25 protein-coding genes and 1 riboswitch are annotated in these 23326 nt (G+C 60.2%); of the genes, 10 read left to right on the top strand and 15 right to left on the bottom strand.

The features are described 5' to 3' along the window. Positions 1–5: 5 nt before the first annotated feature. The 3 genes from crcB to OQ248_RS26915 form a co-directional block, all read right to left on the bottom strand. The gene (crcB, locus tag OQ248_RS26925) at positions 6–389 is read right to left on the bottom strand and encodes a fluoride efflux transporter CrcB (RefSeq protein WP_265814701.1); all 384 of its coding nucleotides are present in this window, start codon (positions 387–389) and stop codon (positions 6–8) included. A 144-nt stretch (positions 390–533) separates the two neighbouring features. Continuing rightward, a riboswitch (Fluoride riboswitch) is annotated at positions 534–594 on the bottom strand. A 77-nt stretch (positions 595–671) separates the two neighbouring features. Continuing rightward, complete coding sequence (locus OQ248_RS26920) at positions 672–2318, bottom strand: alkaline phosphatase D family protein (RefSeq protein ID WP_265814700.1); 1647 nt, start codon at positions 2316–2318, stop codon at positions 672–674. A 196-nt stretch (positions 2319–2514) separates the two neighbouring features. Beyond that, the gene (locus OQ248_RS26915; protein WP_265814699.1) at positions 2515–3402 is read right to left on the bottom strand and encodes an AraC family transcriptional regulator; all 888 of its coding nucleotides are present in this window, start codon (positions 3400–3402) and stop codon (positions 2515–2517) included. Between the two features lie 139 nt (positions 3403–3541). Between OQ248_RS26915 and OQ248_RS26910 the strand changes: the two genes are divergently transcribed. Genes OQ248_RS26910 through OQ248_RS26900 form a run of 3 tightly spaced genes read left to right on the top strand, consistent with a single transcriptional unit; the run spans position 3542 to position 5688 of the window. Beyond that, positions 3542–4285, top strand: a complete 744-nt coding sequence (locus OQ248_RS26910) for an SDR family oxidoreductase (protein ID WP_265814698.1) — start codon at positions 3542–3544, stop codon at positions 4283–4285. Between the two features lie 27 nt (positions 4286–4312). After that, positions 4313–4714, top strand: coding sequence for a VOC family protein (locus tag OQ248_RS26905; protein ID WP_114882545.1), 402 nt, complete (start codon positions 4313–4315; stop codon positions 4712–4714). Further along, positions 4711–5688, top strand: a complete 978-nt coding sequence (locus OQ248_RS26900; protein ID WP_265814697.1) for a saccharopine dehydrogenase NADP-binding domain-containing protein — start codon at positions 4711–4713, stop codon at positions 5686–5688. The genes OQ248_RS26905 and OQ248_RS26900 overlap by 4 nt, the downstream gene beginning before the upstream one ends. Positions 5689–5717: 29 nt before the next feature. Here OQ248_RS26900 and OQ248_RS26895 read toward each other — a convergent pair whose 3' ends face one another. Beyond that, the gene (locus OQ248_RS26895) at positions 5718–8096 is read right to left on the bottom strand and encodes a DUF3772 domain-containing protein (protein WP_265814696.1); all 2379 of its coding nucleotides are present in this window, start codon (positions 8094–8096) and stop codon (positions 5718–5720) included. Between the two features lie 156 nt (positions 8097–8252). Between OQ248_RS26895 and OQ248_RS26890 the strand changes: the two genes are divergently transcribed. From OQ248_RS26890 to OQ248_RS26870, 5 genes are all read left to right on the top strand, one after another. After that, positions 8253–8594: a hypothetical protein gene (locus OQ248_RS26890; protein ID WP_248741395.1), complete on the top strand. Its 342-nt coding sequence runs from the start codon at positions 8253–8255 to the stop codon at positions 8592–8594. A 99-nt stretch (positions 8595–8693) separates the two neighbouring features. Further along, entirely contained in the window at positions 8694–9944 is a 1251-nt protein-coding gene (locus tag OQ248_RS26885) for a TolC family protein (RefSeq protein WP_265814695.1), read from the top strand. Beyond that, positions 9941–11188: an efflux RND transporter periplasmic adaptor subunit gene (locus OQ248_RS26880; RefSeq protein WP_265814694.1), complete on the top strand. Its 1248-nt coding sequence runs from the start codon at positions 9941–9943 to the stop codon at positions 11186–11188. Before OQ248_RS26885 ends, OQ248_RS26880 begins: the two co-directional genes overlap by 4 nt. Beyond that, positions 11185–14343: an efflux RND transporter permease subunit gene (locus OQ248_RS26875; protein WP_265814693.1), complete on the top strand. Its 3159-nt coding sequence runs from the start codon at positions 11185–11187 to the stop codon at positions 14341–14343. Before OQ248_RS26880 ends, OQ248_RS26875 begins: the two co-directional genes overlap by 4 nt. Continuing rightward, a complete protein-coding gene (locus tag OQ248_RS26870; protein ID WP_265814692.1) occupies positions 14340–14690 on the top strand; it encodes a copper-binding protein in 351 nt (116 codons plus the stop codon). The genes OQ248_RS26875 and OQ248_RS26870 overlap by 4 nt, the downstream gene beginning before the upstream one ends. Positions 14691–14746: 56 nt before the next feature. Here the strand turns inward: OQ248_RS26870 and arsH are convergent, their stop codons facing one another. From arsH to OQ248_RS26820, 10 genes are all read right to left on the bottom strand, one after another. Continuing rightward, positions 14747–15451, bottom strand: a complete 705-nt coding sequence (gene arsH / locus OQ248_RS26865) for an arsenical resistance protein ArsH (RefSeq protein ID WP_265814691.1) — start codon at positions 15449–15451, stop codon at positions 14747–14749. After that, positions 15448–15918: an arsenate reductase ArsC gene (locus OQ248_RS26860; protein WP_265814690.1), complete on the bottom strand. Its 471-nt coding sequence runs from the start codon at positions 15916–15918 to the stop codon at positions 15448–15450. Before OQ248_RS26860 ends, arsH begins: the two co-directional genes overlap by 4 nt. 9 nt (positions 15919–15927) lie before the next feature. Further along, complete coding sequence (locus tag OQ248_RS26855; RefSeq protein WP_265814689.1) at positions 15928–16275, bottom strand: metalloregulator ArsR/SmtB family transcription factor; 348 nt, start codon at positions 16273–16275, stop codon at positions 15928–15930. Positions 16276–16384: 109 nt separating this feature from the next. Next, positions 16385–17005: a LysE family translocator gene (locus OQ248_RS26850; protein ID WP_265814688.1), complete on the bottom strand. Its 621-nt coding sequence runs from the start codon at positions 17003–17005 to the stop codon at positions 16385–16387. Positions 17006–17229: 224 nt separating this feature from the next. Further along, a complete protein-coding gene (gene dcm / locus OQ248_RS26845; protein ID WP_265814687.1) occupies positions 17230–18081 on the bottom strand; it encodes a DNA (cytosine-5-)-methyltransferase in 852 nt (283 codons plus the stop codon). Further along, positions 18042–18242 carry a Com family DNA-binding transcriptional regulator gene (locus OQ248_RS26840; RefSeq protein ID WP_265814686.1) on the bottom strand — a complete coding sequence of 67 codons (201 nt, stop codon included), beginning with the start codon at positions 18240–18242 and terminating at the stop codon, positions 18042–18044. The genes dcm and OQ248_RS26840 overlap by 40 nt, the downstream gene beginning before the upstream one ends. Positions 18243–18304: 62 nt before the next feature. Beyond that, positions 18305–19159 (bottom strand): glycine-rich domain-containing protein, encoded by an 855-nt coding sequence (locus OQ248_RS26835; RefSeq protein ID WP_265814685.1) that lies wholly within the window; start codon positions 19157–19159, stop codon positions 18305–18307. Continuing rightward, positions 19159–19713, bottom strand: coding sequence for a phage tail protein I (locus tag OQ248_RS26830; RefSeq protein WP_265814684.1), 555 nt, complete (start codon positions 19711–19713; stop codon positions 19159–19161). The genes OQ248_RS26835 and OQ248_RS26830 overlap by 1 nt, the downstream gene beginning before the upstream one ends. Next, on the bottom strand, positions 19706–20824 hold the full coding sequence (locus OQ248_RS26825) for a baseplate J/gp47 family protein (protein WP_265814683.1): 1119 nt from the start codon (positions 20822–20824) through the stop codon (positions 19706–19708). Before OQ248_RS26825 ends, OQ248_RS26830 begins: the two co-directional genes overlap by 8 nt. Further along, positions 20808–21185, bottom strand: coding sequence for a GPW/gp25 family protein (locus tag OQ248_RS26820; protein ID WP_265814682.1), 378 nt, complete (start codon positions 21183–21185; stop codon positions 20808–20810). Before OQ248_RS26820 ends, OQ248_RS26825 begins: the two co-directional genes overlap by 17 nt. A gap of 99 nt (positions 21186–21284) precedes the next feature. On the opposite strand from OQ248_RS26820, the gene OQ248_RS26815 reads away from it, so the two are divergent. Together OQ248_RS26815 and OQ248_RS26810 are read left to right on the top strand one after the other, a co-directional pair. Beyond that, positions 21285–21950, top strand: coding sequence for a DUF4145 domain-containing protein (locus OQ248_RS26815; RefSeq protein WP_265814681.1), 666 nt, complete (start codon positions 21285–21287; stop codon positions 21948–21950). A 105-nt stretch (positions 21951–22055) separates the two neighbouring features. Continuing rightward, on the top strand, positions 22056–22733 hold the full coding sequence (locus OQ248_RS26810; RefSeq protein WP_265814680.1) for a DUF4145 domain-containing protein: 678 nt from the start codon (positions 22056–22058) through the stop codon (positions 22731–22733). Here the strand turns inward: OQ248_RS26810 and OQ248_RS26805 are convergent, their stop codons facing one another. Next, positions 22734–23267, bottom strand: coding sequence for a phage baseplate assembly protein V (locus OQ248_RS26805; RefSeq protein WP_265814679.1), 534 nt, complete (start codon positions 23265–23267; stop codon positions 22734–22736). It lies immediately after the preceding gene. Between the last annotated feature and the right edge of the window lie 59 nt (positions 23268–23326).

Below are 23326 nucleotides of genomic sequence, written 5' to 3'. Positions count from 1 at the left end.
CTCCTTTAACGCGTTCCAATCAGTTGATAAGACAACAGCCCCGCCGCAGTCATTGCGAGCGAGCCGACGACGTGTACCGAAATCGAGCCGAGTGCCCAGAGCAACCTGCCTTCCTGAATCAGGGCAACCGTTTCGGCCGAAAATGTAGAAAAGGTCGTCAGCCCGCCGCAGAAGCCCGTAATGATCAGCAGCCGCCACTCGGGGCTCAGCGAAGGGGAGGCGGCAAGGAATGCGATGGCCAGGCCGATGATGTAGCCGCCGACCATATTGGCGACCACGGTGCCCGGAGGAATTGCGGGGAACAGCGCGTTGAGCTTCATGCCCAGGATCCAGCGCAACCAGGCGCCCAGTGATGCACCAACGGCAATGACCAGCAGTGATTTCAGCATGTCGGGCCCACCTCTTCAGGCCGTTGCGGCCAAACAGGGAGCAGAGGGGAAAAGCGAAAAATGGCGGGTTGAATAAGTCGAATCATGATCCTGTCCTGGTGTAGTGGGACAGGGGAGCAGACACACCTACGCACCCTGTCCAGGGTTCACGTAGGCATCATCAGCACGAGGCGGTTTGAGGAGGAATGCCATCTCCTGGAAAAGATCCTATAGCCTCAGAGACGGCGCTTCAAGGGACCGTGCACAAAAGGGGACCCTTTTGTGCTCGGTCCCTTTTGTGGTCTATTCCAACTCGAGGGTCTTGATCACGGCTTCGCCCTCGGTGCCGCCCGGCCAGCAAAGATCGACGGTGATCGAATCACTGTTTTTCACATGGAAAATGGCGAAGTTCTTGTCTTCCGAATGGCTGAACAGGTGCTCGAACTGAACGTTGTCATTACCACTGAGCGTACCGGATTTGGCTATTCCGGCAGAAACAGCCTGCCCGGCGGGCATTCGCGAAATGGCACTCGAGGTAATCTGGTAAACGTTGGCCTGGCGATGGATTTTGTGTTGCAGCCTGAAGGCGGCAGCACAATGCACATCGCCGCTTAAAAACACCAGGGTCCGGCCCTCGGCGTCGAAGGCTGCGAATATTTTTTCCAGCAGAAGGTTTCTTTCAACATGGTTGGAGGGATGATCCCATTCATCCATGAAGTCGTCCTTGAGGCTGTTAATCAAGGACCCTGCCGTTAGTACGATGGATCGCCAGTGAACGACTGGAACGGAACTCACCACAAACACGATTTTTGATTTTTTGACGGGGGGCGTATCCAGCCAGCCTAGAAAGCGTGCAACCTGATCATCTCCCAGCAGCCTGTTCTGGGCTCTTTCAACATCATGATGCCCGCGCAGGTCGAGCACGTAGAATGGGGTTGTCCCCTTTATGAAGTTATAGTCCCAGATACATTTTTCGGGCGTTTTCAATAACGACCTGACAATGTTGGTGGGAGGGTTGTGACTGTGGCCATATTCAAAATAGGCTGTTCTTGCTGCATTCCACATCGAGTCTATAAGTTGCTGGTCAATGGCAGGGTCGTCTTTCTTGAAGTACCTTGAAAGAATTTCCAGACGCTCCTTGTTGGTTCGCGATCCCCAGCCATCCATGATTTCATGGTCATCCCAAATCATGTATTGAGGCGTTTTCGAAAAGATCTCCTGCATTTGAGGGAAATTCCAGTACACACGGTAATACCAGCGGTAGAGGCTCAGAAGGTAAGCATCAAGACCCGCGGTGAGCAGTTTTCCATCTTTTGTGAACGCTGCGATCAGATCGTCCTTGTTGTTCTGCAGCCATTCCCAGATGTCTGGAAAGTATTTGTTTTCCTGGCAGTCCACATAGACCTGATCGCCACCGCCAATGACGAATCTGACTTTCGCGTTGTTGGCTCTGCTGAGAAACAAGGGCCACGCACCATTGCTGTTATTGGCGTTGAACGGGTCATGGCAGCTATAGAATCCGAAGCTGAAGTCGGGCATGGATTGCGCCATGGTGGTAAAGGAGTAGACCTTTTGATATCCGATTTCTGTTCTGCGCCACATACTTTTGGACGTTGGCTTCTGACTCATCAAGTAATAGTAGTAGGTGGTGTTCGGCTTCAGATTGGCAATGTCGAAAGTATTGGTCAGGTCCGAGTCTTCACTGAACTTGTACGACAGTATGTTTTTGGGGTCGCATCCCTGACCTTTTAGAAACAGCTCAATGGTTTTGCCATCTAGCGTGAACAGGTCCCCGACCAACGCCTTTTCGGACCAGACCAGCGTCCATTCTCCCGCCATATAGACGCGAATCCAGATTCGGGCGCTGTCAGTGCTCACGTGCCCGACGATGCTGGCAGTGCCAAGTTTGTTCACGTCGTATTCGTTATTCCGCGGATCGACCAAGGCCATGACTTTCTCCATTTTCACTTGGGTTGTCAGGGGAACTGGAGTTCTGATCGAACACGGCCAACAGCAAACTTCTGACGAATCCCCATGAGGTGAACGATGTGACTATAGATGGTATCGGGCCATTGGGCTGAAGGGCCTCAACTGCCCCACAAAAGGGGATCGCAAAAGGGACTACATCGCGATGCACTGAACAGATTCAACCGCTTCGGGTTTCCCCGAGTATCCGGGCCGCGTCCCGCGAGGGGGGCAAGCCGAATACCCGTGTGTAGTCACGACTGAACTGTGTAGCGCTTTCATACCCGACTTCGAACGCTGCCTGGGTGACATTCCTGGTACTCGCCACCATCAGCGTTCGGGCTTGCAGCAGGCGAACCCGCTTTTGATATTGCAATGGGCTCAGCGCCGTAACGGCTTTGAAGTGTCGGTGGAAGGCTGACACGCTCATTGACGCAAGCCGAGCCAGATCGTCCACCCGGATCGGTTCGGCAAAGTCCTGTCGTATGTGCGCAATGGCAAGATTGACGCGCGCCATGGCGCTGTCGGGGGCGGCAATGTCACGCAGCATCCAGCCATGGGGGCCTTGCAGGACACGGTACAGAATCTCCCGCTCGTAGACCGGTGCCAGTGCCGCGATTTCTTCAGGTTTTCCCATCAGGCGTAGCATGCGCACCCAGGCATCCATCAAGGACGGGGTGACAGCCGCCACCGAAAAACCGGTGTCCTGTTCATGTTGGCCGAAGGGTTTGGGCAGATCGGCCAGCAGCGTCGTCAAGACAACCGGATCAAGCGTCAGACTGACCGCCAGGTAAGGCTCGCCGGCAGGAGAGGGGTGGACCTGGCCGACTGCCGGCAGGTCAATGGACATGACAAAGTAGGTCGCCGGATCGTAATGCAGCGTACGGTCGGCGATGGTCATGGTTTTGCTGCCTTGCAGAATCAGGTTGATCATCGGTTGGTAAACCGCCGCCAGCAAATGCTCGGGGATTTCGCCCTGAACCATGGCGACGCGCGGAATACCCGTTTCCGTGCGGCGGTTTTCGGCGTGTCGGGCCAGGGTACGAAGTTCTGTCAGTTGGCTGTTCATGCCGAGCATCTGACCCCACGCGAATACGTCCACGCAAGCAAAAAGCAGAAACAGGCAGGATTCGAAGAGGAACGGCTGCGCTCGCCGGCCGCCCGATAGCTACTGTGGTGACTCACCTCAAACGACATTGGAGTAGCGCATGAGCGTTATCGTTATTACCGGCGGCAGCCGTGGCATCGGCGCCAGTGCGGCCGAGCAATGTGCCCGGCGCGGTATGGGCGTCATCCTGACATATCAACGCAATGCCGACGCGGCAGCCTCTGTTGTCCAGGGTATCCAGGCTTCGGGCGGCACCGCCGTGGCGCTTCAACTGGACGTGGCCGACGTCAGCCAGTTCGACGATTTCCGCCAGAAGGTAGCGCATGCACTACAGGCCACCTGGGGTGTGAAAAGGCTATCCGGGCTGGTCAACAACGCCGGCCACGGCTTGTTCAATTCGCTGGAAACGGTGACCGAGGCGCAGTTCGACGGTTTATTGAACGCCCATCTCAAGGGCCCTTTTTTTCTCACACAGACCCTGCTGCCGCTAATGGAAGAGGGTGCCAGTATCGTCAATCTGACCAGTGCGACCACCCGTGTCGCAACCGCAGGCGTGGCGCCATATGCCGCCGCCAAGGGCGGGCTTGAGGTCCTGACGCGTTACATGGCCAAGGAATTCGCGGATCGTCGGATTCGGGCCAACGCGGTTTCGCCGGGCGCGATACGCACTGAATTGGGCGGCGGTTTGAATGATGAGTTCGAGGCCTTGCTTGCCTCGCAAACGGCGCTCGGGCGGGTGGGCGAGCCGCAGGACGTCGCTCGTGTCATTTCCTTGTTGCTGTGCGAAGAGAGCGGCTGGATCAACGCCCAATCCATTGAAGTCGCGGGCGGCTATTTCATCTGAACCGATCGTTGAACGCGAGGCAGCACCATGCTTGATCATATTTTTCTGTCAGTCAGCGATATCCAGCGCTCCATTGATTTCTATACGGCCGTATTGACCCCGCTGGGCATCACCGCGAGGCTCGATTACGACGGCAAGGACGGCCCGCCGGGGCATCCCGACCTGAAAGGTTTCGGTGCCCATGGCCGGATGTTTTTCTGGTTGCGCGCAGGTGTGGTAGAGGGCCGGGCAGTGCATGTAGGTTTTGTCGCCAGCAGCAAGGCCGAGGTAGACGCGGCTTACGCGGTGGCCATTGAACGGGGGGCTGTCGACAACGGCCCGCCGGGCGCACGCTTGCATTACGACCCCGATTATTACGCGGCCAACGTCCTCGATCCGGACGGTTACAGCCTGGAGTTCGTCTACAAAAAATGGCAGCACGCCCAATGAGTACATTAATGATCTACGGCGCGACGGGTTACACCGGGCGCATGGCGGCCGAGCACGCTCGGTCGTTGGGCCTCGATGTCCTCATCGCCGGGCGGACAGCGGAAAAACTCCAATCCCTCGCCGCGCAACTGGACGTGCCTTATCGAGTGTTCGCTGCGGATGCCGTCGCAGCAGAGTCACTGGAGGGCATTGCAGTACTGTTGAACTTTGCAGGGCCGTTCGCGCAGACGGCGGACATTTTCATGCAGGCGTGTATCAAGGCCGGGGTGGACTATCTGGATATCACCGCAGAGATCAATGTCTATCGGCGGGCCGAGCAGCTAGGCGCCGAGGCCGCGAAGGCCGGTGTCATGTTGCTGCCTGGCGTCGGCTGGGATGTGGTGCCGACCGATTGCCTGGCGATGCATGTCGCTCGACGCGTACAGGAACCGCGTTCACTGAAGATCGCCCTGCAAGTGGCCGGCTCCATGTCTCGCGGGTCGGCTCTGAGCGTCGGTGAAATCATTGGCGCGGGCCTGCTGGCCAGGGTCGACGGACAACTGGTCGCCACGCCCGATGCAGAGCCCCGCCAATTCGATTTCGGCGACGGACCGGTGGTTTGCGTACCGCTATCGTTCGGCGACCTGGTCACCGGTTGGCACTCCACCGGCATTCCCGACATCGCCATGTATGTGCACATCAGTGGCGACGCGTTTCCCGAGGGCGATCTGTCGCTGTTGCCGGACGGTCCCAGCGCCGAACAGCGTGAGGCTCATCGCGCCCGTGCGGTGGCCGAGGTCTCTGGCGTCAACGGCAGTGCCGCGCGGTCGGTCATTGAAACGGTCAACGGCTATACCTACACACCGTTGGTAGCCGTGGAGGCTGCTCGTCGAGTGTTGGCGGGGGTACGACGGCCAGGTTTTGAAACACCGGCTCGGGTATTCGGCATCGAGTTTGCCCGTAGCATCGCTGGAACAACCGTGACTGACTTCTAAAACCATCGGGACGACGAGCCGTCTTTCCATCAGGTACTCGGCGGCTTCGCCAACTCAATCCCCGCCGCCCCCAGCCGCTTGAGTATCTCGAACAACAGATCACTTTTGGTCTTGCCGACAATCCTCGGGCTGTCGACATAACCGGTCACGGTCAACGTGATGCCATCGGGCGAAAGCTTGCTGAAACGCACGAACGGCGCCGGTTTGCCGAGGATGGTTTCGTGCTCTTTGTAGGTGTCGAGCAGCAGGCCTTTGACCTGTTCGGGATCGATGTCCAGCGGGAACATCAGTTCCAGCGTCGCCACGCCCTGGGCGCTGCCGCCGAGGGTGACATTGCGCAGGTTCTGCGAGATCAGTTGCGAGTTGGGCACGATCACGATGGAGCGGTCGCTAAGCTGGATTTCCGTGGCGCGCACGTTGATCCGGCGGATGTCGCCCTCGACGCCGCTGATGCTGATCAGGTCGCCGACCTTGACCGGGCGTTCGGTGAGCAGAATCAGCCCGGAAACGAAGTTCTTCACGATCTCCTGCAGACCGAAACCGATGCCTACCGACAGCGCGCTGACGATCCACGCCAGGTTGGTCCACTGCACGCCCAGCGACGACAGCGTCAGCAGAATCACTACCGCGTAGCCGATGTTGGAAAACAGCGTGCTGAGCGACGCACACATGCCGGGATCCATGTCGGTCTTGGGCAGGAACTCGTTGTCGAGCCAGCGGCGCAGGGCGCGGATCAGGTAGATACCGATCAAAAGCGCGAGCACCGCGTTGAGCAAATGACCAGGGACAATGTTCAGCTTGCGCAGGCCGGCACCGCCGAGAATGGTGCCGATGCTGTTGGCCAATTGACCCAGCGTGGTGCCGATGCCGCCCACGAACAGGGTGATCACCGCCAGCAGCAGCAACGCCGCCCGGCCCACGCCGGCCAGCAGGGTCGAGGCCTGTTCGAGGCGCCGGTCGCCGACGCCCAGCAGTTGCTTCAAGGCCTTGCCGCTGGAGTGGCGGGGCGAGAAGACGTATTCGCAGCTGTCCTTGAGCAATTGCATCAGCAGGTAGAAACCGGACAGCACGATAAACGCCCACACCAGTTCATAAGTGATGAACCGCGCCAGCGATACGTAGCCTGTCAGCAACGCGCCGAGTGAAATGACCATCGCCAGTGTGGTCACGGTGTAAATCACCCCGGCCAGGGTGTTGCCCGTCACCTGCGCATCTCCGGCCGCCGCCAGCGCCTTGCGCACCTTGCCGACGCGCATCAGCAGCACGGTGACGATGGCCAATACCACCAGCGCGATCACGCCGCGGCCGGTGATCACGATCTGGCTGCTCATGCCGGACGAATTGCCGACCTGCACCGCCGTTACCAGCACCAGCAGCGTCGCGGCCAGGACCCTCGCGAAAGGCTTGAGCGTGAGGGCTACCGGTTCGGCAATCGCCGGCAACCGCCACGACGGGTGCTCGGTGGACAGCAACGCGCGGCTCAGACTGGTGATCATCACGCAGGCGTACACGACTTTCTGGAATTCGTCGGAGAACGTCGCCAGCATCGGCGGCAGCGGCACATGCCGGGTGCAGGCGTAATACAGCAGTTCCAGGGCTATCGCGGTGGTCGCCAGTGTCGCCAGCGCCGAGGCGAAGGCCAGTGAACTTCGGCGCAAGCGGCCTTCGGGCATGCGATGGATGCACACCCACGCCAGCCAGCGGTCGGCGAGCCTTCGGCCCAGGGTCCAGACCATGAACGACAACACTACCAGCACGCTGGTGTAGAACCGTTGCCCCGGTTGCCAGGCCTCGGTGCCGGTTTCCTTGATCTGGTCGACGAACATCTGCAGGCGTTGGCGATCGGCAGGATCGGGATCAATCATCGGCGACCAGAAATCAGGGCTGAGCACGCTGTCGGTGCGCAGGGTGAGTTCGCTTTCCAGCAACGTACGGCGAATGCCGGCGATCTGGGTGATCAATTCCGTGGCGTTCTGTTTGAGCGTGGCCAGATTCTTCAGCGCGGTATCGACCTTGTTCTTCTGCTCGATCAGCGCCGCCCGTTGTGCGGCGATATCGGCCTGTTCGGCGGCAACCGTTTCCGTCGGTGCCGCCCCCAGCACGCCCAGTTGTACGGTCAGCTGTGCCTGTTGTGGCAGCAGCGAAGCCGACAGTCGATCAATGTCGAGAATGAACGCCTGCACCCGATCCTGGGGGCCTTCGAGCTGGTTGTAATTGTTGGCGGAGGAGATCTGCTGCTTGAGGCCGTCGAGACGTTGTTGTAGAGCTTGCAGATCATTCTGGGTGACGCCGGGGAGGGGCGCGCCGGTTTCGGCCACCCCCGGTAGATCGGCCGCCGACACCATGGCCACCCCGGGGCCGAGCAGGATCAGGGCGACGAACATCAATGACTTCAATGCGTTGCGCATGGGACTGGCGATTCCGGTTGAACACACAATCAATGAGGTTAGGTGATCGTTCGAGCGCTGCATGATTTTCCGTTGCTAATCCTGGCTTAATGCTCATCCGCTGATATCGTCGGCATCCGATTGTGAATCCCGTTTCTCGCAACTAGACTTCCGGCCATGAAACGCTACCTGCGGTTTTGTCTCGTCTTCCTGATCAGCCTGGCGCTTCCCCTCAGCGGGATGGCGGGTGTGCAGGCGCCGACAGAACCCTGCCCGATGCAAGCCATGGGCATGGCGATGATGGACGGCATGGGCATGGATTGCTGCAAGGACATGAAAAGCCCCAGCGATCACGGCGCGCCTTGCAAGCCGGGCCAGGAGTGCAAGACCGGCGGCCTGCTGCAAGTCGCGATCCTCAAGCCGCCCGTCACCGTGTTCAGCCCCGTGACGCATTCTTTCTTCAGTGACTCCCTGCCCGTAGCGACCCCGTCCGGGGTCTGGCGACCGCCCCGCGTCTGATTCCTGTCTCCCCTAGAAGCTCATTCCGCCCCGGCGGAGTGGATTGGCTGTGCGCGTGTTTTACGCCGCGCACAGCGGACGATCACAGGAATCGTAAACATGAAATTCAAGTGCACAGGTTGGCCCTTCGCGGCCGGCCTTGCGGCAAGCGTGCTTGCGTGGCCGGGTTTCGCCGCCGCGCTGACACTCGATGAAGCGTTGCGGCTGGCGGAAACCAATGCGCCATCGCTGAACGCTCAAGATGCAAAAATCCAGGCCGCCAGCAGCGCCGCCATCCCGGCGGGGGAGTTGCCCGATCCGAAACTGGTGCTGGGCGTGCAGAACTATCCCGTGGGTGGCCCGGACCGCTACAGCCTCGACAAAGACTTCATGACCATGCAAATGCTCGGCTGGCGCCAGGACATGCCCAACGGCGACAAGCGCAAGGCGCGCATCGAAGTCGCCGAGGCGGGCATCGAGCGCGCGGCGGCGGAACGTCGCGTCGAACGCCTCAAAGTTCGGCAGGCCACGGCGCTGGCGTGGATCGGCAGCTATTCGGTGGAGCGCAAACAGGCGCTGCTTCAGGACTTCTACAAGGAAAACCGCCTGCTGAACGATACCGTGCGGGCGCAGATTGCCGGTGGTCGGGCGCAACCTGCCGATGCGGTGACGCCGAAGCAGGAAGCCGCCCGACTGGCCGAGCAAGAGGACAACCTGACGCTGGAGCGCACCCAGGCCCGGGCGGCGCTCAAGCGCTGGATCGGCACCGCCGCCAACGACAAGCCCGAAGGCAACCTGCCGCAATGGTCGGTCGAGCCCTCCACCTTCAATCATCAACTGCAACACCATCCCGAACTGGCCGCGTTTGCGCCCATGGCCCGCGAAGCACAGGCGAAAGTGCAGGAAGCCGTGTCCGAGAAAAAGTCCGACTGGAGCTGGGAAGTGGATTACCAGCACCGTGGCCGCGAATTCGGCGACATGGTCAGCGTGCAGTTTTCCTGGGATCTGCCGCTGTTTCCCGAGTCGCGGCAGAACCCGAAGATCGCCGCCCGCCAGGCTGAACTCAGCCAGATCGAAGCGGAACGCGAAGCCCTGTCCCGGGAGCACACCGAACAACTGGAAAACGAGCTGGCCGACTATGCGCGTCTCGACCGGGCGGTGCTGCGCAACCAGCAAAGCCTGGTGCCGCTGGCCAAAGAGAAGGTCGAGCTGAGCCTTGCCAGCTACCGCGCCGGCAAGGGCGATCTGAACGCCGTGGTCAGCGCCCGCCGTGACCTTATCGAGGCGCGCCTCAAACAGATCGATGTGGAAGAACAGCGCGCACTGACCGCTGCGCGTCTGCATTTCGCTTACGGGGAGAGCAGCCTGTGAACCTACCAAAACGCAACAGCTTCTGGCTGGCCGGCCTCGCCCTTGCGGTGGGTGTCGCTGCGGGTTACGGCGTGGCTTATCAGCGCATGCCTGGCGAATCCGGTGCGGCAGCGGAGCAGGGCGCCGAACCCAAGGCCCTGTACTGGTACGACCCGATGTACCCGCAACAGAAGTTCGACAAGCCGGGCAAGTCGCCCTTCATGGACATGCAACTGGTGCCGCGATACGCCAGCGAAGGCGCAGGCAATGCGACGGTGAGCATCGATCCGGGCCTGACCCAGAATCTGGGGCTGCGCACGGCAACGGTTGCGCGCGGGGCCTTTTCCTCCAGTCTCGATGTGACCGGTGTGCTGGCCTTCAACGAGCGTGATGTGGCGGTGATCCAGACCCGCACCAGCGGTTTTGTCGAACGGGTCTACGCCCGGGCACCGGGGGATGTGCTGGCGGCGGGGGCGCCGTTGGCGGACATTCTCGTACCGGACTGGGCGGCGGCGCAGACTGAGTTTCTCGCCCTCAAGCGCAGCGGCGACCGGGACCTGATCGCAGCGGCGCGTCAGCGTTTGCAACTGACCGGCATGCCGTCGAGCCTGATTGCTCAGGTGGAACGCAGCGGCAAGGTTCAGCCGAACCTCACCGTCACCAGCCCGGTGGGCGGCGTGGTGCAGGAGCTCAACGTGCGCACCGGCATGACCGTGGCCAGCGGCGAGACGCTGGCGCGGATCAACGGGCTGGGCAGTGTCTGGCTCGCCGTAGCGGTGCCAGAGTCGCAGACCGGCTCAATCACCGAAGGGCAATCCATCGAAGCGCGTCTGCCGGCATTTCCCGGCACCGTGTTCAACGGCAAGGTCAGCGCCATTCTTCCGGACATCAACCCCGACAGCCGCACCCTGCGCGTGCGGGTCGAACTGGCCAACGCCGAGGGTCGTTTGCGTCCGGGGATGACCGCTCAAGTACGGTTGAACCGCTCGACCGGGCAGGACAGTCTGTGGGTGCCGAGCGAAGCGGTGATCCGCACGGGCAAGCGGGCCTTGGTCATGCTGGCCGAGGACGCGGGTCACTATCGCCCGGTGGAGGTGCGGCTTGGTCAGGAAAGCGACGGCAAAACGGTGATCCACCAAGGTCTGGAAGAAGGGCAGAAGGTCGTGACTTCCGGTCAGTTCCTGCTCGATTCCGAGGCCAGCCTGAAGGGCATCGTCGCTGCGCCACTTGAAACGGAGGGTGAAACCTCGGGGAGCCAGCCATGATCGCCGCGCTGATTCGCTGGTCCGTGGCCAACCGCTTCCTGGTGCTGCTGGCGACGCTGTTCGTCACCGGTTGGGGTGTGTGGTCGGTGCAGAGCACGCCGATCGATGCACTGCCGGACTTGTCCGATGTGCAGGTGATCATCCGCACGCCGTACCCCGGGCAGGCGCCGCAGATCGTCGAGAACCAGGTGACCTATCCGCTGACCACCACCATGCTCTCGGTGCCGGGGGCGAAAACCGTGCGCGGCTATTCGTTCTTCGGTGACAGCTTTGTGTACGTGCTGTTCGAGGATGGTACCGATCAGTACTGGGCGCGCTCGCGGGTGCTGGAGTACCTGAGCCAGATCCAGAGTCGCCTGCCGGCCAGTGCCAAACCGGCGCTGGGGCCGGATGCCACCGGGGTCGGCTGGATCTATCAGTACGCGCTGGTGGATCGCAGCGGCCAGCACGATCTGGCGCAGTTGCGCGCGTTGCAGGACTGGTTCCTCAAGTTCGAGCTCAAGACCCTGCCCAACGTCGCCGAAGTCGCCACCCTCGGCGGCATGGTCAAGCAGTATCAGGTGCAGCCCGATCCGGTAAAACTGGCCAGCCTCGGCATCACCCTGGCGCAGGTGCGTGAAGCCATCGGCAAGGCCAATCAGGAAACCGGCGGTGCGGTGCTGGAAATGGCCGAGACCGAGTTCATCGTGCGCGCATCCGGCTACCTGAAAACCCTCGATGATTTCCGGGCGATCCCGCTCAAACTCGGTGCCGGCGGGGTGCCGGTAACCCTGGGCGATGTCGCGACGGTCCAGACCGGACCGGACATGCGCCGGGGCATCACCGAACTGGACGGCCAGGGCGAGACCGTCGGTGGCGTGGTGGTCTTGCGCAGCGGCAAGAACGCCCGGGAGACCATCACGGCGGTCAAGGCCAAGCTCGAAGACATGAAAAGCAGCCTGCCGCCCGGTGTTGAAATCGTCACCACCTACGACCGCAGCAAACTCATCGACCGCGCCGTGGACAACCTCAGCCACAAACTGCTCGAAGAGTTCATTGTTGTAGCGCTGGTTTGCGGGATCTTTCTCTGGCACCTGCGCTCGTCGCTGGTGGCGATCATTTCGTTGCCGGTGGGTGTGCTGATTGCGTTCATCGTCATGCGCCATCAGGGGCTGAACGCCAACATCATGTCACTGGGCGGGATTGCCATCGCCATTGGTGCGATGGTCGATGCCGCCGTGGTGATGATCGAGAACGCGCACAAGAAGATCGAAGCGTGGCACGCCGCCAATCCGGGGCAGGAACTCAAGGGCGAACGTCACTGGCAGGTGATGACCGATGCGGCGGCAGAGGTCGGGCCGGCGCTGTTTTTCTGCCTGCTGATCATCACGCTGTCGTTCATCCCGGTGTTTACCTTGCAGGCTCAGGAGGGACGGCTGTTCGGCCCGCTGGCGTTCACCAAGACCTACGCCATGGCGGCGGCCGCGGGGTTGTCGGTGACGCTGGTGCCGGTGCTGATGGGCTACTGGATTCGCGGGCGGATTCCGGATGAACGCCACAATCCGCTGAACCGTTGGCTGATCCGGATCTACCAGCCCGCGCTGGATGCAGTGTTGCGCCGACCGAAGTTCACGCTGGTGATGGCGCTGCTGGTGTTCATCAGTGCGGCGTGGCCTGTTTCGCGCCTGGGTGGCGAGTTTCTGCCGCCGCTGGACGAAGGCGATTTGCTGTACATGCCGTCGGCCTTGCCGGGATTGTCAGCGCAAAAAGCCGCGCAATTGCTGCAGCAGACCGATCGCCTGATCAAGACCGTACCCGAGGTCGAACATGTGTTCGGCAAGGCCGGCCGCGCCGAAACCGCCACCGACCCGGCGCCGTTGGAGATGTTCGAAACCACGATCCAGTTCAAGCCCCACGAGCAATGGCGCCCGGGCATGACCCCGGAAAAACTCGTGGAAGAACTGGATCGCGTAGTTCGCGTGCCGGGCCTGACCAACATCTGGATTCCGCCGATCCGCAACCGCATCGACATGCTCGCCACGGGGATCAAAAGTCCCATCGGCGTGAAGGTCGCCGGCAACGATCTGGCCCAGATCGATGTGGTGACCCAGGCCGTCGAGCGTGTGGCCAAAGACGTGCCAGGCGTCAGTTCGGTGCTGGCCGAGCGACTTACCGGTGGTCGTTACATCGACGTCGATATCGACCGCAACGCCGCCGGCCGTTACGGGCTGAACATCAGTGATGTGCAGTCCATCGTCGCGGGGGCCGTCGGCGGCGAAACCGTCGGGGAAACCATTGAGGGACTGGCACGTTTCCCGATCAACATCCGTTACCCGCGAGAGTGGCGCGATTCACCCGGTGCCCTGGAGCAACTGCCGATCTACACGCCTTCGGGCAGTCAGGTCACCCTCGGCATGCTGGCGAAAATCCGGGTCACGGACGGCCCGCCGATGCTCAAGAGCGAAAACGCCCGACCGTCCGGCTGGGTGTACATCGATGTGCGCGGGCGGGACATCGCTTCGGTGGTGGGTGACTTGCGTCGAGCGGTCAGCGAGCAGGTGAAATTGCAGCCCGGCATGAGCCTGAGTTACTCGGGGCAGTTCGAGTTTCTCGAACGGGCAAACGCTCGCCTGAAACTGGTGGTGCCGGCCACGTTGCTGATCATCTTCGTGTTGCTCTACCTGACCTTCGCCCGTTTCGACGAAGCGCTGCTGATCATGGCCACGTTGCCGTTCGCCCTGAGTGGCGGTGCGTGGTTTCTCTATCTGCTGGACTACAACCTGTCGGTGGCCACCGGGGTCGGGTTCATTGCACTGGCCGGGGTTTCTGCCGAGTTCGGCGTGATCATGCTGCTCTACCTGAAAAACGCCTGGGCCGAGCGCGAAGACGGCGGCGACCGCACCGAGCGCGGGCTGGTCGCGGCGATTCGCGAAGGCGCCGTGCAGCGTGTACGCCCCAAAGCCATGACCGTGGCCGTGATCATCGCCGGTCTGTTGCCGATCCTGCTGGGCAGCGGCACCGGCAGCGAAGTCATGAGTCGCATCGCCGCGCCCATGGTCGGCGGCATGGTTACCGCGCCCCTGTTGTCCCTGTTCGTCATCCCGGCGGCGTATCGATTGATGCGCCGCCGTCACTTGTCCGTTGAAACCCTCCCACCTGAAGGAAAAACCTCATGAAACTGATCCCGATCACCTTTGCAGGCACGCTGGTTGCGTTCGCTTTTACTGTGCAGGCAGAAGACATGCCCGGCATGAAGATGGACGACATGCAGGGCATGCAGATGCAGTCCGCCACGCAACAGGCACCTGCCGCTAATGCCGAGGGCACGATCAAGGCCATCGATGCCACGAAGTACACCGTGACCATTGCACATGGCGCCGTTGCGGCGTTGCAGTGGCCGCCGATGACCATGGGCTTTGCGGCGACTCAGGAGCAGTTGTCCGGGTTGGCGGTGGGCGACCGGGTGAAGTTTTCGTTCCGGATGGAGGGCAGCAAGGCGACCATCGTGTCGATCAACAAGTAAGCGTGTGACGTAAAAAAAACCGGCGCGAACCATCGCGCCGGTTTTTATTCGGGTTTTCAGATCGAGCGCTGATTGACCCGCTGCATCAGTTCTTCCGCCGACTCCTTGCGTTCCGAGTAGCGATCCACCAGGTCCGGACGATCGCGCAACAGCAGCGTGAACTTCACCAACTCTTCCATCACATCCACCACCCGGTCGTACAGCGCCGAAGGTTTCATGCGGTTGCCTTCATCGAATTCGAGATAGGCCTTGGGCACAGAAGACTGATTGGGGATGGTGAACATGCGCATCCAGCGTCCCAGCACCCGCAGTTGATTGACCACGTTGAACGATTGCGAACCGCCGCAGACCTGCATCACCGCCAGGGTCTTGCCCTGGGTCGGGCGCACGGCGCCGAGGGCCAGCGGCACCCAGTCGATCTGCGCCTTGAACACCGCCGACATCGCGCCGTGACGCTCGGGCGAACACCAGACCTGGCCTTCGGACCATTGCATCAGCTCGAGCAGTTCCTGGACTTTCGGGTGATCGCCGGGAGCATCGTCTGGCAGCGGCAGACCCGAAGGGTTGAAGATTCGCGTCTCGGCGCCGAAGTGCTCCAGCAGGCGGGCGGCTTCTTCCACCAGCAAACGGCTGAAAGAGCGTGGACGGGTCGAGCCGTAGAGCAGCAGGATACGTGGCTTGTGGAGGCCGTCGTCACGGGCGGTTTTCTGAATCAGTGATGGGTCGAGATTGGGCAGGTCGGTCATGACGGCTCCGGTCATAGCAGGCTGATGCGGTCGAGCTCGCGCTTGAGGGCCGCGCGGTCGAGTTCGGCGAAGGGCAGGGCGAGGAAGGCCCGACAACGGGTTTCGATCCGGGCGAGGGTGGCGTTGAAGGCTGCATTGATAGCGGTCTCATCGCCATGCACTTCCGACGGATCCTCCAGCCCCCAATGGGCTTTCAGGGCCGGGCCGAAGTACACAGGGCAGGCTTCACCGGCGGCCTTGTCGCACACGGTGATGACAATGTCCGGCGGATTGTCTTCGAAGGCGTCGTTGCCCTTGCTGCTCAACCCGGCGATGGAAATGCCGGCCTCCTGCAACGTGGTCAGGCTGCGCGGCAGCACCTGGCCCTTGGGGAAACTGCCGGCGCTGACCGCCTCGAAACCTTGCGGCGCCAGGTGATTGAACATCGCTTCGGACAGGATGCTGCGGCAGCTGTTGGCGGTGCACATGAATAGAACGCGCATGATCGGTCCTCAGCAACAGGCGGATGTATTGAGCGGGCGATCGCCCATGGCGGCGAGCCGCGCGCTGTTTTCTTCCAGCCACCCGGTGTTGGCGGCGAGAGTGGTCTGTAACATCTCGCGCACCCATTCCGGCAACTGCGGATTCAGTCGGTAATACACCCACTGGCCCTGACGACGATCCAGCAGCAGGCCGCAGGTGCGCAGTTGTGCCAGATGACGGGAGATCTTCGGCTGGCTGTCGTCGAGTGCGCAGACCAGCTCGCAGACGCACAACTCGCCTTCTCGGGTGATCAGCAGCGTGGCCCGGGTGCGGGTTTCGTCGGCGAGGCATTTGAAAACGGTGGCGGGGGTGAGCATGAACGTGCCCTTGATACATATGGGGTTCTGAATATACGGATATCCATATGTATAGGGCAAGCGCTTGAATCGATGAAACTTCACGTGTCGATAGAAGGCGTTGCGCGGCTCAACGCTTGCTGAAGGCCAGCCGCGCGGCAAACAGCACGAAAATCACCCCGGTGGTTCGATCCATCCAGCGAATCACCTTCTCCCGGCGCAGAAATCCCGACAGCGGCTGCGTCGCGCCGATCAGCACCAGCGACCAGATCAATCCCAGCACCACATGAATGCTCACCAGCCCGAACGTCCACGGTACCAGTGGCTGCCCTTGCGGAATGAACTGGGGCAGGAACGACACGTAGAAAATCCCCACCTTGGGATTGAGCACGTTGCCCAGCATGCCCTTCAAGAACCAGTTGCCCCCCGGCTTGCCATTTGTTTCGGCGGGCGCCAGCGAGCGGCGAGGGCGCAGCAGCATGTTCAACCCGAGCCACGCCAGATACGACGCACCGCAGTACTTCAGCAGGTTGTAGGCCAGCTCCGACACCGCAATCAACGCCCCGAGCCCGAATGCCACCGCTGCACCCCATAACAGGCAACCGGCGTTGATGCCCAGCGCAGCACGCAAGGCCTGCTGTTTGCCTTCGACGGTGGCGGTGCGCAGGATCAGCGCGGTGTCGAGGCCGGGTGTCAGGGTCAACAGCGTGGCAGCGAAGGTGAAAGCGAGGAGGTTGTCGGCGATGGACATGGCGCGAGGGTTCCCTGTTCTGGATGGGGGAACGGTAGCCGTTTCAGGCAGGGGGATCCAGCAGGGAGATCAGGGGGGACGGTAGTTTATGTAGTTAGTTGCCGACTGTTGCCGCGCGCTTAAAACTTGGGCGTTAGTGTGAGGTAAAGGGGGTGTGAAGCTTTTGCGTGGGGTGCAAAGGAATTGCAGGGATGGTAGCGGGAACTGGGTTCCCGCTGGTGGTTTTAGGTCGCCTTTATAAGTTTTTCGGCGATCCATTGTGCGATTTGCGGTACGACGGCGTTTCCGGCAGCGAAAGCTTCTGCAAGGTTGGCCGCATCCAGTCCGAGGCAAAGCCCATCATTTTCAGACGCTCGCTGCCGCCCAGCCATCTGATGCCATCCGTTCGGTTGAGCGATGAAAGTGGTACAGCCCATAGCGATTTGGGAGCCGGCTTTGTTTGCCAATAGAGTATTGGCAGCCCATGCATCCGCTGGGCGTGGCCATTGGATCTTGCTAGACGCTGGAGGTATTGCTTCCACTGGCGCAGCGTCAGCCAGCAGCTCCATGGGGGGCATTCGTCGATGACCTGCGACCAGGAATATTCGGCGACGTTGCTGGGGGACTCCGAAATATTGAGCATTAAGCACTCGCCAGAATCCCACATACCCGCTGTCCGCAAGGGCCCGGATGACTGTTTCAAAGTCGTGGCTATCGTTGATTGCGAGCAGGTTAACGACATTCTCAAGCACCACCCAGCGAGGTTGTGTCTCTTGGAGGATGCGTATGACTTCCCAAAACAGGCCGCTGCGTTCGCCGCGTAGGCCTCGGGTGTGTTGGTTGCCGGGTCTGCTGCCGGCGTTGCTGATGTCTTGGCAGGGAAAGCCGGCGGTGATGACGTCGACGGGGCTGAGGTTGTGGGCGCCGCAGTGGCGTACGTCTTCGTGTTGGGTGGCGTGTGGAAATCGGTCGGTAAGGACAGCCCGGTTTGTGGGATTGAGTTCCACTTGCCAGGCGGTGCGGTAGCCTGCGTTTTCGAATCCGACATCAAAACCTCCTATGCCTGCGAACAGGCTTCCAATGGTGGGCTGGGGCACGTCTGCGCTCTTGGGGGCAGATGCTCTGGGCATTCGGATAGGAGGCTCGGGGCCTTCAGGTGGTTGAGTGTCCCGCAGCGCGGGCACTTGATTTGAAGTTCGGTGAAGGCTCGTGCAGTTGCGAGTTTGCGGTGGCATTGGCCACAGCGGATGTTTTGCATGTTTAGGCCCTTTGGGGCTGGAGATTCGTTTAGTTCGAGTGTGTCTCGTTTATGTAGGCGCATCACCATTGGACGGTTACCCGGCCGTCCGCGCCATCGGGGGCCTTGCTGCCTCCACGGCCTCCGCCGCCATGTCCTGGTGTATGGGGTTTGAGATCGTCGTTCCAGGATGAACCCGACTCACCACCCCCGCCTGCACCACCCCAAAAGCCGTCTTGACTGCTGTTGCCAAGCGGGTGCTCGCCGCCGCCTATGCTTTCGTTTTCGTCTCCCCCAACGCCTACGCCACCTTGAGGTGCATTGCCATTGATCAGGCCGCCCTCGCCACCATCTGCACGCAGGTTGGTTCCAAAAGAGGACGTACCACCGTCTTCACCAACGGAGTCATTCAGGACTGCGCCTTTGCCCCCTGCACCTACGGTAATGATCACTGAGGTGATGCCGCTCAAGTCGACGAGTTTTCTTGCTATGCCGCCGCCGGATCCGCCTGAGGGGCCGGGTAAGGTTGTGGCTCGTGCGCCACCGCCGCCGCCTCCTGTGACGACGACCCACGCTTTGGTTACCCCTGTCGGTACGTCCCAGGTGTAAACGCCGGGTTTGGAATAGACGTTACGGCCGCGGAATGGGTAAAGGCTGGCGAGGGTTTGAGGGGTGACGATGGTGTTGTTTTCGGTGCCTGTTTTGACGGCGAGTTGGGTTGCGATGCGGGTTATGCCGGGTAGTTTTTCAGTGGCATCTACGACTTTGTCTGCGATGAGTCGAAGTGCTTCGATCTTCTTTTTGAGCCATAGCGTGCGGTTGGTGAGTTGTTTGATCGGTAAGTTGGTGACGCCTTCAGGGCCGCCTACGACGGGGTCTGACGTTTCGATTTGGTAGACGCCGGGCGTCCATTGGTTTGCTTCGGGTAAGTCGGCCATTAGCTGCTTCCATGGTTGTATTGGCCGTCGTAGCGGGCGACTGCGTTGTAGCGGATGGCGACTGACTGGTAGTCGAGTGAGACCAGTCGGCAGCGTGCCGGGGCGACGGAGAGTAGGACGCGGCGCAGGAGCACCGCTTGGTCGTTGGTGATGAGGCGTTTGAGGATGACGCGGTACAGCGGCCAGATGGGCTTAGTGCCGGGGTCGATGTCGGGTTGGGTTTGTGGGCCCTCCTGGAGGGTGATTTCACCGAAGCCCAGCAAGCGAAAGACCTCCCGAATCGCCCATGGGGTGCCTTTGAAACGGTGGAGTTCGATGGCGTTTTTTATGAGGTTGCGTTTGGCTTGTTCGGACTCGGCCAATTGCCAGGCGGCTTCATCGAGCAGTGAAAACTGGTCGGCCAGGTGTGGGAGCACATGCGGTTTCACCAGATCGATCAGGTAGACCAGCATGACGTTGCGGTCGAGCTCGGCCAATGATTGGTCCAGCAGTTCACACAGCAGTGTGAAACGTTCGTCGCCCGCCAGTGCTGGGGCTAGTGGTTGGTCAGCCATGGGCGACCCCGGCATCGGTCAGTTTGATTGAGGTGCAGTGGGCCCACTCGTTGCTTTTGAGCTCGCGGATGTTCTGCGGCATTTTCAGGTCGGCACGGTAAACGCCGGGGACTTGCAGTGTGGCTGTGAGTTGTTCGGGCACCAGGTCGCGGCCGAGTTCGGCGCTGCACGCTTGCACGTGGGTGTGGGCAGCGGCTTGGGCTGCTGTCATGGCGGCGCTGCGGTCGGCGGTTGCGTAAAAGGTGAGGTTTGCATCGATTTGATAGCTGACTTCGACCGGGGCTATGGCTTTGACGGTGTCGCAGAGTGGGCGCAGTTTTTCGCCGCTGAGTTGGTGCTCTATGTCTCGCAGTAGTTGCGGTGTCGGTAAGCCGTCGATAGTCAGCGGGTATAGCGCGACATGGCCGTCTGGTTGGCCTTCGTCGGGGCCGTGTACGGCGACGTCGATGATGGATTGGTGTACGGCCAATGCGTGGTAACGGTAGGCGGCGCGGCTGCCGGCGTTGCTGAAGGCTTCCGGGGCCAGGATGATTCGTTCGCGGTAGCGGTCGTCGTTTTCGTCCTCGGCGCCGTCGGCTGTGGTCGTGGTGTTGCTGACGGTCAGGGCTGCTAGGGGGTGGCTGAGTACGTTGATCTGGCCGGGGGTCCAGCCGTTGCCTTGTTCGCCGACGGTCGTACAGGTTGCGGTGACGGTCACTTGCGATTGGTCGGCGGCCATGGTCACGTCACGGTCGCTGATGAAGGTGAGCTTGGCGTCCTGGGTGCTGACCCGTGTGCCGATCGGGATCAGGATCGGTTGGGTTGGTTTTGTCGGCAGGATGAAGCGCAAGGTGCAACGGGCGGCTTTGGCCAATAGTCGCGGTGTGGCGACCAGTTCGCCTAGGTAGTCGAGGATGGGGCCGCGGGCGAAGCGCACCAGCAGCTGTTCGCCGGCGTGCTGGATGCTCATCTGCAGTCGGGACACGGCATAGGCGATCTGGTCGATGTAGAGCCGTTCGATTTGGGCCGGGTACAGGGTCTTGCCGGATTGCTGTTCGTAGCGGGTGATCAGTTCGGCTTCTAGTCTGGCGGGATCAATTTTGATGAATTCAGGTTTAGGCAGCTCGCGCATAGGGGACCTCGGTGAGCTGGGGATGTTGGCCGGCTACGCGCCATTGCACGCGCACGATGATTTGTTGTGCGTTGATCTGGGTGCTGACCTGGGCTACGGAGACGCGAGGTTCCCAGCGGCGAATGGCTTCGATGGCCTCGCGCACCAGGTGTGGGGTGACGCGGTTGGTGGGCCAGTCGATGTACAGGTGCAGGTCGCAGCCGAACTCTGGCCGGTGTGGGTCGCTGCCTTTGGGGGTGGTGAGGATGATGCGCAGGGATTGGTCGATGTCGCGCAGGTCTTCTACCACCTCTGCGGTGGTTCCGAGTTTGGGTTGCCAGTGGGTGGCGGTGATGCTGGTGTGGGGAATGGGCGTTGTCATGGGCCCATGGTGAGGTCGATTTTCTTTTGAAGCTTTTAATCGAGTTTAGAGGGTAAGGCGGGTTAGATTGTTGGAAACGTTGGGAGTCGAGTTTGGAAAATGACCAAAGCTAATGTTGTGCCAAGCTTTCGCGCAGAGAGTTTCAATTGCCCAAGATGTGGTGCTTTCGCTGCTATGAAATGGAATGACCTGCTACTAAACAGCGATGAATACGCTTCAATAACTTTTTCAACGTGCGCGGCCTGTCGAAAACCCAGCGTGTGGATTGACGACGATGGCGATGACGGTATGCCAACCCCGGGATTGCCCATGGTGGGGCTTTTGGGCGGTAGTCAGACGCTCATTTTTCCTCATAAATGCATTGCACCTCAGGCAGAAGAGGATATGCCTGATGATGTCAAAATAGATTTTGAAGAAGCAAGACAGGTTTTCAACCACTCTCCGCGAGCATCCGCTGCACTGTTGCGGCTCTGCGTACAAAAGCTCTGTCAGCAGCTGCTAGGTAAAAAAGGCGATATCCACAAACAGATTGGTGAGCTTGTAGAAATAGGACTGCCCCCACGCGTGTTGAAGGCATTTGATACGATTCGAATCTTCGGCAATGAGTCTGTACACCCTGGAACACTAAATCTCAATGATACTCCAGAGGTGGCTTTAGCGCTTTTTACCCTGTTGAACATGGCTGTTCGTCATTGCATCACCGAAGAGACGGAGCTAGAAACCATCCGAGCGCTCACCCCAGAAAACAAACGCCGCGACCTTTGATTGCAGATGGTGATGACAGGCCTCCAGGTTTCCATACATTATGCGTCGAATGTGCCTTGGAATAATTGGGCCCTACTTTGTCAGCAACCAAAATCAGGATGATCCATGAGTCAGACAGTGCCACCAACCTACAACGCCGCAAGTTTTAACTGCCCGCATTGTGGGGCGTTTGCTGGGATGGAGTGGCAATCTCTTCGGTCTCCAAACTACGCTTACACAATGATTTCAATGGCCGTCTGTCATTCCTGCAACGACGTAAGCCTTTGGGTCTCTCCGGGTAAGCTGGAAGGAGATGTATTCGCTGTACTTGCCAAAGCGACCAAAGGGAAGATTGTCTACCCGGCCCAAATACTCGAAGCTCCCGCGGCTCATGAAATGATGCCCGATGAAGTCAAAGGTGATTATGAGGAGGCACGCCAAGTCTTCTCACTATCACATAGGTCTGCGGCCGCCCTCCTGCGACTGAGCCTTCAAAAGCTTTGTGAAGAACTAGTCGGAAAAAAGGGCAATATCAACGAACTGATTGGACTTCTTGTCAGTAAAGGGATGCCTGCTCAGATTCAGCAGGCACTTGACGCTATCCGCATAATTGCTAACAACGCCGTGCATCCCGGCGAGCTGAATATTGATGATAAGCCCGAGATGGTTGCACCGCTTTTCGGTTTGATTAACCTCATCGTCGAGAATCAAATCGCTCAGCCAGCAGCAATCGAGCATATGTATTCATCGTTACCGGCAGGTGCGATAGCTGCTATTGAACGCAGAGACGCATCGAAAAAATAGTCAATGGCTGTGGTGGTTCGAATTTCCTCCTACGTCCATGATCCTGCCGGCAACGTGAATATCGCCCTCCACCTGCAGGTCACCATTGAGCGTGACTTGCGGGATATCCAACGTTGCCGAAAGCGCTTTTACTACCACCGGCTCACTCGTTTCAATCGTGATATCCCGTCCACACTTTAGAACCAACGACCCCACACACTGCACCGTCATCACCCCAGCCGCCCTGTCATAGGTCGTGACTGTCCCGTCGCTATACCGCACATAGTTCGTGTCCTCATCCACCACCGGTGGTGGCTCGGCTGTTGAATAGATCCCGCCCAGGTAAACGCCGCCCACGCCGTCTGCGTCGAGTAGCACTGCGACTTGTTCGCCGAGTTCGGGCATGAGGGGGCGGCGTTGGGTGCCTTGGGTGTTGCGTTGGGGGATGTTGAGCCAGTAGGTCTGGAGGCCGTCGCGGTCGTCTAGGCGCACGCGTAGGCGGCAGGTTTTGTGGTCCAGGGCTGTGACTTCGCCGTATTCGAGGTGGAGGGTCATGGGGGCTCGGTTGGGTCTGGTGGATTGAGGGTGGATTGGCGGGCCTCTTCGCGGGCAAG

This window comes from Pseudomonas sp. COW5 (genome assembly GCF_026240005.1).
GTDB classification, from domain to species: Bacteria; Pseudomonadota; Gammaproteobacteria; order Pseudomonadales; family Pseudomonadaceae; genus Aquipseudomonas; species Aquipseudomonas kribbensis.
This window is presented reverse-complemented; position numbering and strand designations above follow the sequence as displayed.